The organism is Paractinoplanes toevensis (genome assembly GCF_018332695.1).
Classification (GTDB): domain Bacteria; phylum Actinomycetota; class Actinomycetes; order Mycobacteriales; family Micromonosporaceae; genus Actinoplanes; species Actinoplanes toevensis.
On sequence record NZ_BOQN01000038.1, the window covers coordinates 199,400 to 215,920 of the forward strand.

Sequence of the window (16,521 nt, forward strand, 5' to 3'; positions counted from 1 at the left end):
GGCCGGGCTGCGCTTACTGGGTCACGTTCGGGGTGATCAGATGACGGCGTAGTGCGAGCTGAAGCTGTCGTTGTAGCTGCCCAGGCTCGAGTAGGCCCAGGAGGTCCCGCCGGGTGCCGTGTTGTAGGGCGCGAGAATCAGGGACGCGCCGGTGGCGCCGGCGCCGGTCCACGCCACCGCGTAGTACGGGGTGTAGTTGGCGATGCTGCTGACGTTGTTGTTGATCGGCGTGCTGGCGTCGTTGCGGAACGTTCCGGTGTAGTTCCACGGGGTGGTCTGGGTGCCGGCCGGCGCGTCGTAGAGCACGTTGCCGACGAAGCCCGGGTCGCGCCACAGGCCGATCTCGTCGTTGTCCAGAGTGCCGTTGCCGGGGGTGCCGGCGAAGGCCGGGCCGGCGATGCCGATGACAGCGGCGAAACCGGCGGCGACGGCCAGCGCGGCAGCAGTTTTACGGATCATTGGATTCACTCCCGATTTGGGTGGAGCACGGAGGAGGGCGGAACACCGACGATCAATTCGGACGCCGCCCGCATGTCCCGCGCGCTGGGCCACCACTCGGCGTCATCGAACGTCGGCAATACAGCTGTAATGGACGCAAGTCTTACCTAGGGCTCGTTAAGCGTCAACGGGACATGCGTGAATGAATGAGGAGATGAATGGCCACTTTCGGTGTCCGAGAGTTTGCAACTGCCGTTTCATGGTCATTAACGAAAAAGATCGCCGGGCGCATCCACAGAGGTGGAGCGCCCGGCGATTATGATCCTTGACCTTTGGCAAGTATGAGATTCAGGAGTTCATGCTCGACTATTTCTGTCACCCGCCGGTGATCGACCAATGCCACGCTTCGGCCGGCAGGTTCACGAATCCGTACTGTGCGGCATGTACTTTCAGCCAGGCGAACGCCGTACTTTTGGACGTCAGCGTCTTGCCGCCGGAAGTGATGTCGACGGCCATACCGATCTCGTGCAGCGAACGCCCCGGAATGGCGGTCGGCACCCGGCACGACGAGGCCGGCGCGGTCCACACGTCCGGGCACCCGTTGATGGTCCGGAGCTCGATCTGCCGCTGCTTGGTGCGGAACCCGCCGCCGGAGATGGCGATCCCGTCCGCCTTCGCGTCGTCGACCATCCGCTTGAACGCGTACGCCACGTTCTTGTGCACGGTCACCCCGTACACCTGGGCGGTGTCCGCCGTGGTGAAGGCCGGCCGCACCTGGTTGACGACGTCCTTGCTCAGCTTGGCGCCCTGCCCGGCCAGGTCGGCGGCCTTCGGGACGGCGGTGATCCGCTGCTGGGTCACCGTGATCGCTCCGGACGCCGTCTTCCAGGCGGCCAGGGCCGAGGTCAGCGCGGTGGTCGCGCTCTGCGCGCCGGTCCGGGCCTGCTTGAGTACGCCGGAGGCCCGCTCGACCGCCGCCTTGCGCAGGTTCACGGTCTTGACCGCGGCGGTGACCGCGCCCGTTGCCTTGGTGACCGCGGCGGCGTTGCGGGGCTTGACCTTGGTGGCCTTGGTCAGGTTCTGCTTCGCCGCGGTGGCGGCCTCGACGGCCGTGGTGAGCTGGGCCCGGGCGGTCGTGTCGGCGCCGGTCGCGGCGGTCAGCCGGGCCTGCGCGCCACCGTTGGCGATCTTGGCCTCGGCCACCTCGCCGACCCGGGTGTTGAAGGTGGTCTGCTGGGCGGCGAGGGTGGTGCGCAGCTGCGCGATCTGCGCGTCCACGGTCAGGCTGCGGTACATCAGCGTCGACCAGGAGTTGGCGACGACGGGAACGGCCGCTTCGGCCGGGTGGGCGAACGGCAGGGTCAGGCCGGCGGTCGCGAGGACAGCCGCGGCGGTGAGACGTCGGGCTCGGGCTCGGTAGGGATGCTCGGGTCGCGTAGTCACCTCGAAGAGCGTGGTTTCCGCCGGGTGCAGACCGGGCCCGGCGGGGGAGCGGGCCGGTTGCGCCACCCCCGCCGGGCATGATCAGGGGCTATCCGGCGAACAGGTCGGCCATCTCGGTGGCGATCGCGTCGAGCTGACTCCGGGTGAGCGCCGGCCGGTCCGCGCTGACCCGGCCGGGGTCCCCGCCGAAGTAGTTCACCGCCTGCAGGGTCAGCGACCAGTTGCCGCCGCGCAGCCGGATCTGGGTGCCGTAGAGGGTGTACAGCTGCTGTGGTCGGTCGATCCAGTGCACAAGATCGAGACCCTTCGGGGTGCGGGTCGACTCGCAGACCGCAACCGAGCCGTCGCACTCCCGCATCGGGGTGGACGTCCCGTCGGACTGGATGCCGATCGGGCGGACCGAGAGGAAGAAGCCGCCCTTCCGGCCGCCGGCGACGATGCCGGAGCGGCCCTCGAACGTGACGACCGGGGTGTTGGCCCACATGATCGGGTGGCCGTCGGGGGTGCGCTTCGCGCCCGGGACGTCGGGCATGAAGATCCACGCGGCTCCCGGCGCGTACATCCTGGTGCTGTTCTCCAGGGCCGTGCGCAGCCGGTCCAGAGTTTCCTGTCGCCCGGCCTCGGTCCTGGTCTGCAGGATGAAACCGACCGGTTTCGACGTCGGCGAGGCGGCCGGCAGCGGAGCCGGGCGGGTGGTGCCGCCGGTCAGGCTCACCCCGGCCGCCACCGCGAGCACGACGCCGAGCGCGGCCGCTCCACCGGCGGCGACCCGGCTCAGGCCCTGGCGGTGGCGCTGTCGGGCGATGATCCGGTCCACGTCGATCGTGGTGCGGGGTGGCTCGCCGATGAGTTGATCGAATATCTGCTGGTTCATTCCGGACTCCCGGTTGAGTAGGCCAGGGTGCGCAGCGTCTCGAGCCCCCGCGCCGACTGGCTCTTGACCGTTCCCGTGGAGATGCCGAGCAGCTCCGCGGTCTCCTCGACCGATCGGTCGAAGTAGAAGCGCAGGACGACCACGGCCCGCTGTCGTGGGCCGAGCGCGGCCAGCAGCCGCATCAGTTGATCGCGATCGCCGGTCCGGTCCGGCTGCGTCCAGCCGGAATCCGGGACCGTGTCGGCGGGGTGCTCGCGGCGCCAGGGACGGCGTCGATCGTCGAGCCAGGCCCGGGTGAGCACGCGCTGGGCGTACGCCTCGGGATTGTCGGCGGCGGAGACCCGCCGCCAATGCCGGTAGAGCTTGCCCACGACGGTGCCGACCAGGTCGTCGGCCGTGTGCCAGTCATGGCACAGCAGGTAGGCCGCCCGCCGCCAGCGGTCCATCCGGACCGTGACGAACGCCCGGAACTCGTCCTCGTCCGACCTTTTCACCCGCGCCCCTCCCCATGCTTCTCCCGGCACGACGGAGAAGGCCGGTGGCGAGGTTGCACGTCAATCGAAGACGAGTACGGGTTTGATCGCTGTCCCGTCGCGCATGGCGGACACCGCGCCGGCGATGTTCTCGAAGGCGAACGTGGTGATCAGGCGGTCGATCGGCAGGGCGCCGCCGCGGTGGAGGTCGATGAGCTGCGGGATGAAGGCGTGCGGGTCCGAGTCGCCTTCGAGTACGCCGTGGATGCGGGCGCCGGAGTTCATCACCTTCATGATGTCGAACGTGACCTCGTGGCCGATGCCGACGATGGCCAGGTTGCCCAGCGGGCGCAGCGCGGCGAGGGCGCTGGTCAGCATCTCGGGACGGCTGGTCGTGTCGACGATGTGGTGGAACCGGCCGCTCATCCCGGTGGCCTTCGCGCCGAGCTCGAGGGCGAGGGTGGTCCGGGCGGCGATCGGGTCGACTGCGGTGACCTCGCACCCGGCCGCGACGCCGGCCATCACCGCGCTGAGGCCCACCCCGCCGCAGCCGATCACCAGCAGCGACTCGCCCGGCTCGGGGCGCAGCCGGTTGAGGACCGTACCGGCGCCGGTCTGCACGCTGCAGCCGAGCGGGGCGGCGACGGTGGCCGGCAGGTCGGCCGGGACGCGGACGGTGTTGCGCTGGTGGGCGATCGCGTATGTCGCGAAGCTGGACTGGCCGAAGAAACCGCCGTGCACGGGGGAGCCGCCGCGGGACAGCGGGGTGCTGCCGTCGCCGCGGCCGCCGGACGCGTTGAGGGCTCGCGCGGCCCGGCAATAGGCGGGCCGGCCGGTCGTGCACTGCTCGCAGGTGCCGCAGCTGTGGAAGGTCAGGCAGACGTGGTCGCCGGGGGCCAGGCCGGTCACCTCGGCGCCGATCGCTTCGATGACGCCGGCGCCCTCGTGGCCGAAGACCATCGGGGTCCGCGGCCAGACCGCCTGCATGGTGAGGTCGGTGTGGCAGAGGCCGGCCGCGGTGACCTTCACCAGTACTTCGTGCGGCTGCGGGTCCGCCAGGTCGAGGTCCTGGACGACGAACGGACCGCCGGTGGTCTCGGTGACGGCGGCCCGGATCCGCATCACTTCTCCAGGATGAAGTAGTAGAAGAGGCCGGCGTTTCCCTTGACGTTCATGATGCCCATCAGGGTGTCGTCGTCGACCCGCTTGAAGTGGTCGAACACCGGCCGGCCGTCGTAGACCATGGTCGCGGTGACCTCGCCACGGAACTCGACGTTCCACAGGCTGGCCTCGCCCTTGCCGAGCTCGATGTTGGAATACAGCTCGCCGTCGGGGCCGCGGCAGATCAGCGGTTTCGCGTCGGACACGCTCACGAAGGTCTTGCCGTGCCACCCGGCCTTCGCCAACTGGCCGTTGAGCGGGTGGCCGGTGTCGAACTCGCTGCCCCGCCACGCGCCGAGGATCTCCTCGGCGCGGACCGGGCCGAGTGCGGCCCAGACCTCGTCGAGCTCCGCGGTGGGAATCGGGCCGTCCTGGTGGCGCAGCGCCGTGAACCGGGCTTGAGCATCCATCCTGACAATTTATGCCGGAAGTGTCAGGTTGCAAGGGTGGCGAGTCGGCGCAGGTAGGTCCGCCGCTCCTCGACGCCGTAGGGCGCCAGGCTGATCCCCTTCGCGGCGTAGAAGAGGACCGCGGCATCCGCGTCCGGTGCCGCCGCCCGGATCGCGTCGAGGAAGCGTTTCTCGTGCTGCGCCCACAGGTCGCCGGCTCGTTGCTGCACCTCGTCGATCAGTTCGAAGAAGTGTTCCGTGCCGCCCTTCGGGCCGGGTGTGTGCAGGGCCAGCACGGCGTCCAGCAGCGCGTCGATCGGCCGCGTGGCGACCCGGGCGGCCGCCTCGGCCGCCTCGGCGTTGCGGTCCAGCAGCCACCGGGTCATCTCCCGGAAGACCGCCTCCTTGTTCGCGAAGTACTGGTACAGCGCGGGCCGGGACATATCGGCGGCCTGGGCGATCGCTTCCATGGACGTACGCCGGTAGCCGTGCCGGGCGAAGGTGGCCGCCGCCGCCTTCATGATCCGGGTGTGCCGATCGGAGGTTGTCACATTAGGGACCTTAGGCCCCTTGTTTTTTCTGAGAATTCTGTGATCCATCTGTGGCCCCGCCCCGTACTGACTCCCAACAGCGCGTGTCGATCGCCGAGGAGGCACTGATGTTCGGGTGGCGTCGTGTGTGGGGTCCGGCGATCGCGGTCATCGCGCTCGTCCTGCTCGACTCGGGACGGGCCCTCGCCGCTGAGCCCGGCGTCCCGGTGCCCCCCGGCGAGCTGCTCCAGGACACCAACGAGGGCGACGTCTCCGAGGCCGACATCGACTTCGTGATCAAGGTGCGGCTGGCCGGCCTGTGGGAGATCCCGGCCGGCGAGATGGCCCAGAAGCAGTCGAAGAACACCGGGATCCAGAAAATCGGCAAGACCATCGCCGGCCAGCACGTCGTGCTCGACCAGCTGGACCGGGCGGCCGCCAAGAAGCTCGGCATCAAGATCCCCAGCCAGCCGAACAAGGACCAGCAGGGCTGGCTCGCCGAGATGCGCGACGCGCAGGGCGAGGAGTTCGACCAGATCTACATCGACCGGCTCCGCGCCGCCCACGGCAAGATCTTCCCGGCGATCGCGACGATCCGGACCTCGACCCGCAACGACACCGTGCGCAAGCTCGCGCAGCAGGCCAACCAGTTCGTCATGACGCACCTGACGCTGTTGGAGAGCAGCGGCATCGTCGACTACGCGGCGCTGCCGACCGCCCCGCCGCCGGCCGCCGCCACCAGCGCCCCGCCCACCGCCGCGGCGCTCAATGCGGTCGCCGAGACCCGGTCGCTGGGCGGCAACCGGAACCTGATCCTGGGGGTGCTCGGCGCCGTGGTGGCCGCCGGAGCGTTCCTGACCTGGCGGATGATCGGTGGCCGGCGCCGCCCGCCCCGCCGCCGCTACCACTACTGACCACTGGTTTTCCGGGCCCGACTAGGTCAGAGTCGGGACCATGGACACCCCCATCATCCAGCGGATCCGCCGTGGCCTGATCGGCGCCGGCGCGGTTCTCGACGGCCCGTACGGTCCCCGGCGCATCACCCACGCCGACTACACCGCCTCCGGGCAGGCCCTGGACTTCGTCGAGGACTTCATCCGGTCACGGGTGCTGCCCGGCTACGCCAACACGCACACCGAGGCGTCGGCGACCGGCGCGCAGACCGGCCTGCTGCGCGAGGAGGCGCGGGCCCTGGTCCACCGCAGTGTCGGGGCCGGCCCCGACGACGTCGTGCTGTTCTGCGGTTCGGGCGCCACCGCCGCGGTCAACAAGCTGGTCGCCCTGCTCGGCCTGCGCATCCCCGAGACCCTCGACGACCGGTACGACCTGTCGGCGCACATCCCGCGCGCGGACCGCCCGGTGATCTTCATCGGCCCCTACGAGCACCACTCCAACGAGCTGCCCTGGCGCGAGTCGATCGCCGAGGTGGTGCCGATCGGCGCCGACGACAGCGGGCACGTCGACCTTCTCGATCTGGAAGAACGGCTTCGGGAGTACGCTTCCCGCCCGTTGCGCATCGGCGCCTTCTCCGCCGCGTCGAACGTCACCGGCATCCTCACCGATGTGACCGCGGTATCCGCGCTCCTGCGATCGCACGGCGCGCTCGCCGTGTGGGACTACGCGGCGGCCGGCCCCTACGTGCCGATCACCATGGCCGACAAGGACGCGGTGTTCCTGTCCCCGCACAAGTTCGCCGGCGGCCCGCAGACCCCCGGCGTGCTGGTGCTGCGCCGGGCGCTGATGACCAACCGCGTCCCGACCGTGCCCGGCGGCGGCACGGTCGCTTTCGTCGACCCGGTCGGCCACAAATACCTGGACGACCCGGTGGCCCGGGAGGAAGGCGGCACCCCCGCCATCGTCGAGTCCATCCGGGCGGGCCTGGTCTTCCAGGTCAAGGACGAGGTCGGCACCGACGTGATCGGCGCCCGCGAGCACGAGCTGTGGCAGCGCCTGCTGACCCGCTGGGCCTCGGTCCCGGGCATCGAGATCCTTGGCGACCTGCACGCCGACCGGCTGCCGATCGTCTCGTTCCAGATCCGGGCGAGTTCCCGCTACCTGCACCACAACTTCGTGGTGGCGCTGCTCAACGACCTGTTCGGCATCCAGGTGCGCGGCGGTTGCTCCTGCGCCGGCCCGTACGGCCACCGCTTGCTCGGCATCGACGACGCCCACTCCCGCGAGTTCCGCGACGAGATCGCCAAGGGCTGGGAGGGCATCAAGCCGGGCTGGTCACGGCTGAACCTCGGCTACTTCATCTCCGACGCGGTGGCCGACTACCTGGCCGACGCGGTGGCCCTGATCGCCGAACACGGCGAGCGCATGCTGCCCGACTACCGCTTCGACCCGCACACCGCCCGCTGGACCCACGTCGCCCACCCCGGCCCGCGCGTCCACCTGACCGACCTGCGCCTGGACGCCGGCCCGGCCCCGGCCCTCGAGCCGCTCGGCGAGGAGGTGCTGCCCGCTCACCTGGCCGAGGCCCGCCACCTGATGGAGTCCCGCTGCGACCCGGTCGACGGCTCAGCGCCGGGCCTGCCCCCGAGCGTCGAGAAGCTCCGCTGGTTCCTCCTCCCGGACGCCTGCCTGGCCGGATAAGCGTGATGGAGGCCCGAGGGCCTCCATCAGCACTTACCGCTCTCGTCAGTGTCGCGGCCGAGGCCAGTTCTGACCTTGACCCTGGTCCTGCCAGTGATCGTTGTCGTCGTCTCCGGACGTCAGGGCCCACATGCCCCGGTACGGGCCGAACCGGACCGGGTTGCACTCCGGGTCGTCCCAGTGACGCTGGCCCATCCGAGCGACCCAGAAGCAGTCGGACCGGTTGTCGAAGTAGGCAATCACGTCGTCGTCGTGGCCGGGCGGTGGCGCCGGACTTGCCTGCGCCGGGGCCGCGCCGATTACCGCGGTCATGATTCCGGCGCCGAGCAGCATCGACAGCTTTGTCGTGGTGCGCATGTCGCGTCCTTCCTATTCATGACATGGACCCGACCACCCGACCACGCGGCGCCCGGAGGCGTGTGCCGAACGGCGCTTTTGCCACATCCAACGCCGGAGAGGAGGACAATCAACCCTCTCCGGGCTCAGGCGCCCGAGGCGCGCTTGTCGGCCTCGTGGTCGGCCTCGCCGACCGGTACGCCGTCGGTGTCCCGAGCGCCGTGGGCCGGATCGGCGTCGGCGCCCGATCGGGCCGCGTCGGCCTCGGCGTCGGCCGCGCCGACCGGGGTGCCGGCCCTGGTCTCGTCGTCGTCGCTGGTCAGGTCCGCGGCCAGCGCGGCCGGGACCAGCGGGTTCTGCGGGGTGGTCATGGCTGCTCCTTACTGCCCGGTGTCGCCCTCGCCGGTGCGTTTCTGCGCCTCGTCGACGCCGCGGTCGACCTGCTTCGAGTACTTGTCGCCGGTGCGCTGGTCGACCTGGTCGCCGGCCTTTTCCAGGCCCTGGTCGACCTGCTCGTCGTGCTCGTCGGCGAAGTCCTTCGCCTTGTCCAGGAAGCCCATCTGAAACTCCTGTTCCTTCAGTGGTCTCAACAGACTCCGGGTGCCCCGGCGGTCCGCCGCGAAACCTCAGGTCAGGTCACGAAGGACCGGGCCGGCTCTCCGGTCGCGAAGGCGGCGAGGTCGCGGCCGCTCATCACCCAGAAGAACACCGGGCCGATCCGGCTCGGCGCGGCCCGGGGGCTTGTCGAGGACCTGCTGAGCGGAGCCTACGGCTCGATATAGTGAAAAAATAGTACTCAAACGGCTTTTTCGGCTCATGGGGATCGGGCCGCGTGCGGCGGCCCGGCAGGCCTGTGCGCTCTTTCTGCTCGCCGGGCTGCTCGGGTTCGCCGGCATCGCCAACGACCCGGGCAACGCCGGGCGGCTGCTGGTGGTGGCGGGCTGCGACTTCGTGCTCGCGCTGGCCGCCCTGGCGGTGCCGTGGGAACGCACCGGACCGAACGCGCCGGCTCTGCTCGGGTTGTTCGGCTTCGCCGTTCTCGGGCTGTCGACCTGGTCGTTCGGCGGCATCGCGGCCGGCACCGGGCCGTTCCTGGTGCTGCTCTACGCCTGGGCGGCGCTGCACTTCTCGCGCTGGATCCTGCTCGCCTACATCCTGCCGGCCACCGCCGCGTACCTCGTGCCGTTGATTTTGACCCACCAGCCGCCGATGGTGGTCAGCAGCGCCTTCATCTTCATGCCGATCGCGGTCGCGGTCGCCCTGCTGATCGAGGCGCAGGCCCGCCACCTGCGCGATGACCGGGCCCGGCTGGCCCGGATCGAGCAGTGGCGGTCGGCCATGGTCAACACGCTCGCCCACGACGTGCGGTCACCGCTGTCGACCGTACGGATGACTCTTGAAGAATTGAAGGAGAGCGCGACCGGGCACGAGGAGCGGATGGTCGATGCCGCCCTGCGGCAGACCGCCCGGGTTTTCCGCCTGGCCGACGGCCTGCTCGACATGCAGCGGATCGACAGCACCGGCCACCTCAAGCTGGACCGGCGGCGGCAGCCGGCCCGGCTCCTCGTCCAGGACGCCCTCGCCTACGTGCGCACCGACCGGGAACTGGTCGTCGAGGTGCCCGGTGACCTGATGGTCTGCGTCGACAAGCAGCGATTCGAGCAGGTTCTGATCAACCTGGTCGGCAACGCCCTGCGGTACGGCAAGCCGCCGGTGGTGATCTGCATGGCGCGCGACGGCGGGATGGACCGGCTCGAGGTGCGCGACCACGGTCCGGGCATCCCGGACGAGCTGCGTACCACTCTTTTCGGACAGTTCGCCGTCGGCGGCCCGGAGGGGGTCGGGCTCGGACTGTGGATCGTGCGCCAGCTCGCCGTCGCGCACGGTGGCGACGCGGTGGCCGAGGCCCGAGATCCCGGCGTGGCCATGGTGATCACGTTTCCGTCCGCGCAGCCCGGGTAATGGCACGGATGTTCGAAGGGAGAGATCACATGACGGACATCGCGAAGGACCCGGCCGAGTGGAGCACGGGTGACGAGCCGGCCACCGCGTCGCAGGAGTCCTATCTGCACACCCTGGCCACCGAGGCCGGCGAGGAAGCCCCCGACGGCCTGACCAAGGCCGACGCATCCCGGAAGATCGACGAACTTCAGGAGAAAACGGGCCGCGGGCGGTAATTTCCCCTTCCACTGCTCGACGCCGTGCGGTGTGATTGACCGGGCTCGCTATCATCGCGAGCCCGGCGGTCGTGCGCCAAGTCACGGGGTGGTGGTATTGCGGTGAGTTCCTGGATAAGGCGACGCGATCACAATATTTTCTTCAACGTCTTCGCGTTCGTGACCTGCGGTCTGCTGACCGGCGTGGTGGTGGCCGCGGCAGTGTTCCCGGCGGCCGCTATGTCCGGGCTCGCCGCGCGGGCCGGTAACACCGCGTTCGCCAGCCTGCCCGGCGAGATCAAGAAGTTCCGCTCGCCCCAGGTCACCCGCATCTACGCGAACGACAACAAGACGCAGATCGCCCAGTTCTACGACGAGTTCCGCAGTGACGTGCCGCTGAAGGACATCTCGAAGTACATGCCGGCCGCCATGATCGCGGCCGAGGACCGGGAGTTCCCGCACCACAATGGTGTCGACATCAAGGGTGTCGCGCGGGCGATGGTGAGCAACAACCAGGGCAAAGCCGGCAAGCAGGGCGCCTCGACGATCACCATGCAGCTGGTGCGGATGTCCCTGGCCTACTCGGCGACCAACCCGCAGGAGGTCGTGGACGCCACCAAGGACACGCCGAAGCGCAAGGTCACCGAGATGAAGTACGCGATGCAGCTCGAGAAGGAGCTGAACAAGGACCAGATCATCGAGCGGTACCTGAACATCGCGCCGTTCGGCAAGCAGACGTACGGGATCTTCGCGGCCAGCCAGGTCTACTTCAACAAGAAGCCGAAGGACCTCACGATCGGCCAGGCGGCCATGCTCGCCGGCATCGTGCGGGCGCCGTCCTACTACGACCCGACCACCGGCGAGGGCTACTCGCAGTTGCTGCAGCGCCGCAACGCGTACGTGATCCCCGGCATGGTCGAGACCGGCGCGATCACCCAGGCCGAGGCGGACAAGGCGGTGAAGGAGCCGATCCCGCGCCAGGTGCGGCAGGTCAGCAACGGCTGCGTGTCAGTGGCGAAGAACGACTGGGGCTTCTTCTGCGACTACTTCTACCGCTGGTGGCTGGGCCGGGAGGAGTTCGGTTCGACGCCGTACGACCGGGAGCGCCGCCTCAAGGCCGGTGGCTACCGCATCACCACCACGCTGGACGTCAAGGCGCAGGCCAAGGCCCGGGAGAACATCTCCGACGAGATCTCCGTCAACAACAAGAACGCCGTCCTGCTGGCGGCCGTGCAGCCCGGCAACGGCAAGGTCCGGCTACTGGCCGCGAACCGGCGATTCAAGCTCGACGACAGGGCCCACCCGCAGAACTACATCACGTCCGATCCGGCGAAGGCCAAGAAGGGCGTCCGCGGCAGCTACCCGAACACCACGAACCCGCTGCTCACCGGCGGCGGGGACATCACCGGTTACCAGGCCGGCTCGGTGATGAAGATGTTCACCATGGTGGCCGCACTGGAAAAGGGCTATCCGCTGGCCTACACCATCAAGGCCGAGAAGCAGTACAAATCCGGCTACATCATCGACTCCGGCAACGACTCGGCCTGCGAGGGTACGCATTTCTGGTGCCCGCAGAACTCCGGTGGCGGCGGCGAGGGCGTCTACAACATGTGGACCGGCTTCGGTAAGTCGATCAACACGTTCTTCGTGCCGCTGGAGGAACGGGTCGGCGCGGAGAACGTGGTCGGCGTGGCGAAACGCTTCGGCATCAAGTTCCGCGCGCCGAACGACGCCCTGCTGGCCCAGCCGGGCAACTCGCACCAGTGGGGCGCGTTCACCCTCGGCGTCTCGTCGACCACCCCGCTCGACATGGCCAACGCATACGCGACCCTGGCCGGTGACGGCATGTACTGCGATCCCACCCCGATCGAGCAGATCACCACCCAGGTCGGCGAGAAACTCGACGTCGGCAAGCCGCACTGCGTGCGAGCCACCAGCCCGGACGTGGCGCGGGCCGCGCTGGACGCGACCCGCTGCCCGGTCGGCGACTCGGCCCAGCTCGGCAGCTGCAACGGCGCCACCGCCCGGGCCACCCGCTCGGTGGTCGGGCATCCGGTGTTCGGCAAGACCGGCACCACCGACCACGACAAGACCGCCGCGCTGATCGCCGGCACCACCAAGCTGGTCGTGGCCGGTTACATGGTCAACCCGGACTGGCAGGCGCACCGCGACCGGATGTCGCACGACATCGTGAACCCGGCGGTCTACAACACGCTCGCCGACTACATGAAGGGCAAGCCGAAAATCCAGTTCAAGCGCCCGGAGAGCCGCAAGATCGCGATCGGCGACCAGCGCTCCATCCCCGACGTCGAGTGCGACTCGATCAGCAGCGCCCGCAGCCGCCTGGACGGCGCCGGCTTCTCGGTCTCGGTCGGCCACGACGTCGACTCGAAGTGCCCGGCCGGCACGGCCGCCGGCACCAACCCGAGCGGCCGCACCATCAAGGGCGGCGTGGTGGTCATCGAGGTGAGCAACGGCAAGGGCGCGGAGCCCACCACTCCGCCCGGTGCACCGCCGACCGGCCGGCCACGCCGCTGATCGTCACGAGGGGCGGCGCTGATGCGGGATGGCGGGCCGCAGGGCGCCGTCCCGGGCCAGTGATGTCAGTACGGCGTTGAGGTCGTCCACCTGGGACTCGGTGTGCGCCGCGGTGAGCTGGATGCGGAAGCCGATCTCGTCGCGGGGCACGCCGGGGTAGGGCGCGAGCGTCACGTACTGCCCGGCCCGCCACAGCCGCTCGGAGACGTCGATCAGGTCGAAATCGGCGGAGATCGGGATCTCCACCACCGGGGTGTCGTCGACGTTGAGCGTGTGCACGCCGAGGCCGCGCACGTGCCCGAGCAGCTTCGCGGTCAGCCGGTAGAGGTGACCGCGCAGCTCGTCGCCGCGCTTCTCGTTGACGTCCAGCCCGGCCCACACCGTGGCCAGCGACGCCACCGGCGCCGGGCCGGAGTAGAGGTAGGTCGGCGCGGCCACCTTGAGCCGGTCCTTCATCGCGGTGGGCAGGGCCAGAAAGGCCAACAGCGACGAGTACGCCTTGGAGAAGCCGCCCACCAGCACGATGTTGTCGTAGGTCTCGCCACTGTGCCGGACGATCGCGTTGCCGCGCATGCCGTACGGCGAGGTCTCCATCGGGCTGCGCTCGCCGATCACCCCCATGCCGTGGGCATCGTCGACGTAGAGCACGGCGTCGTACTCCCGGCAGAGCGCCGCGTACACCCGCAGGTCAGGAACGTCGCCGGTCATGCTGTTCACGCCGTCCATGCAGACCATCACCGGCCGGGCGGTGGCCTCCTTCAGCAGCTTCTCCAAAGAGACGAGGTCGCCGCTGCGGAAGCGCTGCATGGTCGCGCCCTGGCCGCGGGCGAAGACGCAGCCGTCGTAGATGGTGCGGTGGGCCCGGCTCTCCATGATCAGGGTGCCCGTGCCGATCAGGGCCGGGATCACCCCGAGGTGGATCTGCGAGATGGTCGGCAGCAGCAGGACGTCCTCGGCGCCGAGCAGCTCACCGAGGCGTTCCTCCAGGTCGGGGTAGATCCGCGGGCTGCCGAGCATGCGTGACCAGCTGGGGTGGGTGCCCCAGCGGCGCAGCTGCGGTTCGACCGCCTCGATGACCTCCTCGTCCAGGTCGAGGCCCAGGTAGTTGCAGGACGCCCAGTCGACCAGCCAGTCCCGGCCGATCCGGATGCGCCGCCCGTCGATCTCGTCGATCGCCGCGTCGTACATCCGGCTGTTCCGGCGAAGATCCTCGATGTCGTGCGTCATGGCAGGCACGTTCGTACTCCTCTTCGTTTCTTGATCTTTCTTTGGCCTACCCGCGTGATCGTCGATCAACCGGAAACGTCAGACCGATCCGAGATTGGATGGCAGTGGCGCGGATGGGTAAGGATCGCCGCATGACGATCGTGGCGCGCTCGGCGCTGGCCGGCGGTCTGGCGCTCGCGCTGACCGCGTGTACCTCGAGCTCCTCGGCCGAACCGGCCGCACCCGCGACGGTGGTGCCGGGTCTGGCCGCCACCGCCGTGCGGCCGCTCGAGGGCACCGCCGCGGCGCCGTTCGACCGGACCCGGCAGGTGCAGGCGCCGGCCGGCTGGACGGTCAGCGTCTGGGCGCGGGTGCCGAACGCCCGGCTGCTGGCCTGGACGCCGGACATGAAGCTGCTGGTCTCCCGGCCGGGGAGCGGCGACGTCGTGGCGCTGACGCCGGGCCAGGGTGATGTCCCGCCGGCTCAGCAGACGCTGATCGGCGGGCTGACCCAGCCGCACGGGCTCGCCTTCGACGGCGACAAGCTCTACATCGCCGAGAGCAACCAGATCGACTCCTTCGCCTACCGGGACGGCCAGGTCACCGGCCGGCAGGTCGTGGCGGGTGGGCTGCCCGACACGAAGAGCCCCGAGCTGGGCGGAAAGTACGCGCACGCGTTGAAGAGCGTCGCGGTCGGCGCCGACCACGCGGTCTACTTCTCGATCGGCTCGTCGGGCAACGTGACCCCCGAGGACCGCGACGCCGAGCCGGAGGCGGCCGCGATCCTGCGGATTCCGCCGGGCGGCGGGGCGGCCACCACCTTCGCGCACGGCGTGCGCAACGGCACCGGGCTGGCGATCGACCCGGACGGCGGGGTGTGGACCGCGGTCAACAACCGCGACAACACCGAATATCCGTACGACCAGGACTACGACGGCGACGGCGACTCGGACCAGGGCAAGGTCATCGTGGGGTACGTCAACGACCACCCGCTCGAACCGCTGGCCCGGCTGACCCAGGGGCGCGACCTCGGCTGGCCGTACTGCAACCCCGACCCCGACCTGCAGCCGGGCGAGCGGACACCGGCGTTCAGCTACACCCGGCGGCCGTTCGTGCGGGACCTGCAGACCAACGCCGACGGTTCGAAGCTCGACTGCGCGGCGCTGCCGCCGGTCGAGCAGGGGATGGGTGCGCACAGCGCGCCGCTGGGGCTGAGCTTCGCGACTTCCCCGGGGCTTGGCGGACAGTACGGCGTAGGGGCGCTGGCCGGCGTCCACGGCTCGTGGAACCGGCAGCCGCCGCGCGCCCCGGAGGTGTCGTTCTTCGCCTGGCGGGACGACACGCTCGGTCCGCAGCAGACGCTGCTGACCGGTTTCCAGAACCAGGACGGCTCGCGGTGGGGCCGGCCGGTGATGGCGGTGCAGGGCCCGGACGGCGCGCTGTACGTCAGCGACGACCTGGCCGGCGCGGTGTACCGGGTCACCATGTCCTGACCGGCCGGCCCGACCGCCGGCTCAGTTGACGAAGTCCTGGGTGAACCACACCTTGCCGTTAGCGTCGCGGGTCACCGCGAGGCCGATCCGCTTGAAGCCGGTGTTGAGCAGGTTGCGGCGGTGGCCGTCGTTCGGGGCCACCTCGGCCAGCATCAGATCGGTCAGCCCGTTGGCCGCCGCGATGATCGACGCCTGGTTGTTCGACGCGTTGCCCTGGCCGATGTTCTCGCCCGCCGAGTTCCAGGAGACGCCGGCCGCGCTGAACCGGTCACCCAGGCCGGCCTCGCCGGGGCACTGGTGTGACAGGCCGCAGCCGCCGGCCATCAGCGCGTTGTGCGCCGCCGAGGCGGCCGAGAGCTGCGGGCTCAGGGTCAGCGCCGACAGCCCCTCGGCGGTACGGGCGGCGTTGATGTGCTCCAGCGCCGCCGCGATGATCGGGTCGCCGGCCGGCGTCGTCGTCGGTGCCGCGGTGGGGGGTGCCGCGGTGGTGGGTGCCGTGGTCGGGGCGGCCGTCGGTTCCGTGGTCGCCGGCACCGTGGTGGGGGCGACGGTGGTGGGAGCTGCCGTGGTCGGCGCGGTCGTCGGCACCGTGGTCGGCGCCGACGTGGCCGGCGTACTCGTGGGGGAGCGGGTCGGCCTGGGCCGGTGCCGGCCGGCGACTGCGGCCTCGGTGGTGGCCGGGCCGAGCGCGGCCGAGGCCGGGCGGGCCTGGTGCGGACGGTTGAACGTCTTCGCCGAGGCGACCCCGACGCCGGTGGCGCCGAGCAGGGCGACCGCTACGCCGGCCATGACGACGTAGCGGGTCCGGGTGGGCTTGCGGTGGCGCGTGGGCACGGCGGTCCTAGTCGGTCAGCGGGCCGTCCCGTGGGGTGGGAACGGGCGCCGGTGG

18 protein-coding genes are annotated in these 16,521 nt (G+C 70.1%); 6 read left to right on the forward strand and 12 right to left on the reverse strand.

Features of this window, described 5'->3' with window-relative positions:
• Nucleotides 1-36: 36 nt before the first annotated feature.
• The 7 genes from Ato02nite_RS13700 to Ato02nite_RS13730 all read right to left on the reverse strand — a co-directional run bounded on the left by Ato02nite_RS13700 (nt 37) and on the right by Ato02nite_RS13730 (nt 5,329).
• Nucleotides 37-459, reverse strand: coding sequence for a hypothetical protein (locus tag Ato02nite_RS13700; protein WP_213006854.1), 423 nt, complete (start codon nt 457-459; stop codon nt 37-39).
• Nucleotides 460-813: 354 nt separating this feature from the next.
• A complete protein-coding gene (locus tag Ato02nite_RS13705; RefSeq protein ID WP_246606865.1) occupies nt 814-1,881 on the reverse strand; it encodes a M15 family metallopeptidase in 1,068 nt (355 codons plus the stop codon).
• 88 nt (nt 1,882-1,969) lie between these two features.
• Nucleotides 1,970-2,755, reverse strand: a complete 786-nt coding sequence (locus Ato02nite_RS13710; RefSeq protein ID WP_213006855.1) for a hypothetical protein — start codon at nt 2,753-2,755, stop codon at nt 1,970-1,972.
• Nucleotides 2,752-3,249: a SigE family RNA polymerase sigma factor gene (locus tag Ato02nite_RS13715; protein WP_213006856.1), complete on the reverse strand. Its 498-nt coding sequence runs from the start codon at nt 3,247-3,249 to the stop codon at nt 2,752-2,754. Before Ato02nite_RS13715 ends, Ato02nite_RS13710 begins: the two co-directional genes overlap by 4 nt.
• 60 nt (nt 3,250-3,309) lie before the next feature.
• Entirely contained in the window at nt 3,310-4,350 is a 1,041-nt protein-coding gene (locus Ato02nite_RS13720; protein WP_246606880.1) for an NAD(P)-dependent alcohol dehydrogenase, read from the reverse strand.
• The gene (locus tag Ato02nite_RS13725; RefSeq protein WP_213006858.1) at nt 4,350-4,799 is read right to left on the reverse strand and encodes a DUF4334 domain-containing protein; all 450 of its coding nucleotides are present in this window, start codon (nt 4,797-4,799) and stop codon (nt 4,350-4,352) included. The genes Ato02nite_RS13720 and Ato02nite_RS13725 overlap by 1 nt, the downstream gene beginning before the upstream one ends.
• A 23-nt stretch (nt 4,800-4,822) precedes the next feature.
• Nucleotides 4,823-5,329, reverse strand: a complete 507-nt coding sequence (locus Ato02nite_RS13730; RefSeq protein ID WP_213006859.1) for a helix-turn-helix domain-containing protein — start codon at nt 5,327-5,329, stop codon at nt 4,823-4,825.
• An 83-nt stretch (nt 5,330-5,412) separates the two neighbouring features.
• Here Ato02nite_RS13730 and Ato02nite_RS13735 point away from each other — a divergent pair, with 83 nt between their 5' ends.
• Nucleotides 5,413-6,222 (forward strand): DUF4142 domain-containing protein, encoded by an 810-nt coding sequence (locus Ato02nite_RS13735; protein ID WP_246606866.1) that lies wholly within the window; start codon nt 5,413-5,415, stop codon nt 6,220-6,222.
• 40 nt (nt 6,223-6,262) lie between these two features.
• Entirely contained in the window at nt 6,263-7,903 is a 1,641-nt protein-coding gene (locus tag Ato02nite_RS13740) for an aminotransferase class V-fold PLP-dependent enzyme (protein WP_213006860.1), read from the forward strand.
• A 45-nt stretch (nt 7,904-7,948) separates the two neighbouring features.
• Here the strand turns inward: Ato02nite_RS13740 and Ato02nite_RS13745 are convergent, their stop codons facing one another.
• The 3 genes from Ato02nite_RS13745 to Ato02nite_RS13755 all read right to left on the reverse strand — a co-directional run bounded on the left by Ato02nite_RS13745 (nt 7,949) and on the right by Ato02nite_RS13755 (nt 8,799).
• Nucleotides 7,949-8,260, reverse strand: coding sequence for a hypothetical protein (locus Ato02nite_RS13745; RefSeq protein WP_213006861.1), 312 nt, complete (start codon nt 8,258-8,260; stop codon nt 7,949-7,951).
• A gap of 125 nt (nt 8,261-8,385) precedes the next feature.
• Nucleotides 8,386-8,610, reverse strand: a complete 225-nt coding sequence (locus Ato02nite_RS13750; protein WP_213006862.1) for a hypothetical protein — start codon at nt 8,608-8,610, stop codon at nt 8,386-8,388.
• Nucleotides 8,611-8,619: 9 nt separating this feature from the next.
• Entirely contained in the window at nt 8,620-8,799 is a 180-nt protein-coding gene (locus tag Ato02nite_RS13755; RefSeq protein WP_213006863.1) for an antitoxin, read from the reverse strand.
• Between the two features lie 256 nt (nt 8,800-9,055).
• Here Ato02nite_RS13755 and Ato02nite_RS13760 point away from each other — a divergent pair, with 256 nt between their 5' ends.
• The 3 genes from Ato02nite_RS13760 to Ato02nite_RS13770 all read left to right on the forward strand — a co-directional run bounded on the left by Ato02nite_RS13760 (nt 9,056) and on the right by Ato02nite_RS13770 (nt 12,933).
• Nucleotides 9,056-10,201, forward strand: coding sequence for a sensor histidine kinase (locus Ato02nite_RS13760; protein ID WP_246606867.1), 1,146 nt, complete (start codon nt 9,056-9,058; stop codon nt 10,199-10,201).
• 29 nt (nt 10,202-10,230) lie between these two features.
• Entirely contained in the window at nt 10,231-10,416 is a 186-nt protein-coding gene (locus tag Ato02nite_RS13765; RefSeq protein ID WP_246606868.1) for a DUF3072 domain-containing protein, read from the forward strand.
• A 102-nt stretch (nt 10,417-10,518) separates the two neighbouring features.
• Complete coding sequence (locus Ato02nite_RS13770; protein WP_213006865.1) at nt 10,519-12,933, forward strand: transglycosylase domain-containing protein; 2,415 nt, start codon at nt 10,519-10,521, stop codon at nt 12,931-12,933.
• Between the two features lie 3 nt (nt 12,934-12,936).
• On the opposite strand, the gene Ato02nite_RS13775 is transcribed toward Ato02nite_RS13770, so the two are convergent.
• Nucleotides 12,937-14,160: an aminotransferase class I/II-fold pyridoxal phosphate-dependent enzyme gene (locus Ato02nite_RS13775; RefSeq protein WP_213006866.1), complete on the reverse strand. Its 1,224-nt coding sequence runs from the start codon at nt 14,158-14,160 to the stop codon at nt 12,937-12,939.
• Nucleotides 14,161-14,291: 131 nt separating this feature from the next.
• Here Ato02nite_RS13775 and Ato02nite_RS13780 point away from each other — a divergent pair, with 131 nt between their 5' ends.
• Nucleotides 14,292-15,632 (forward strand): PQQ-dependent sugar dehydrogenase, encoded by a 1,341-nt coding sequence (locus Ato02nite_RS13780; RefSeq protein WP_213006867.1) that lies wholly within the window; start codon nt 14,292-14,294, stop codon nt 15,630-15,632.
• Nucleotides 15,633-15,653: 21 nt separating this feature from the next.
• On the opposite strand, the gene Ato02nite_RS13785 is transcribed toward Ato02nite_RS13780, so the two are convergent.
• On the reverse strand, nt 15,654-16,466 hold the full coding sequence (locus Ato02nite_RS13785) for a CAP domain-containing protein (protein WP_246606869.1): 813 nt from the start codon (nt 16,464-16,466) through the stop codon (nt 15,654-15,656).
• Nucleotides 16,467-16,521: the final 55 nt, after the last annotated feature.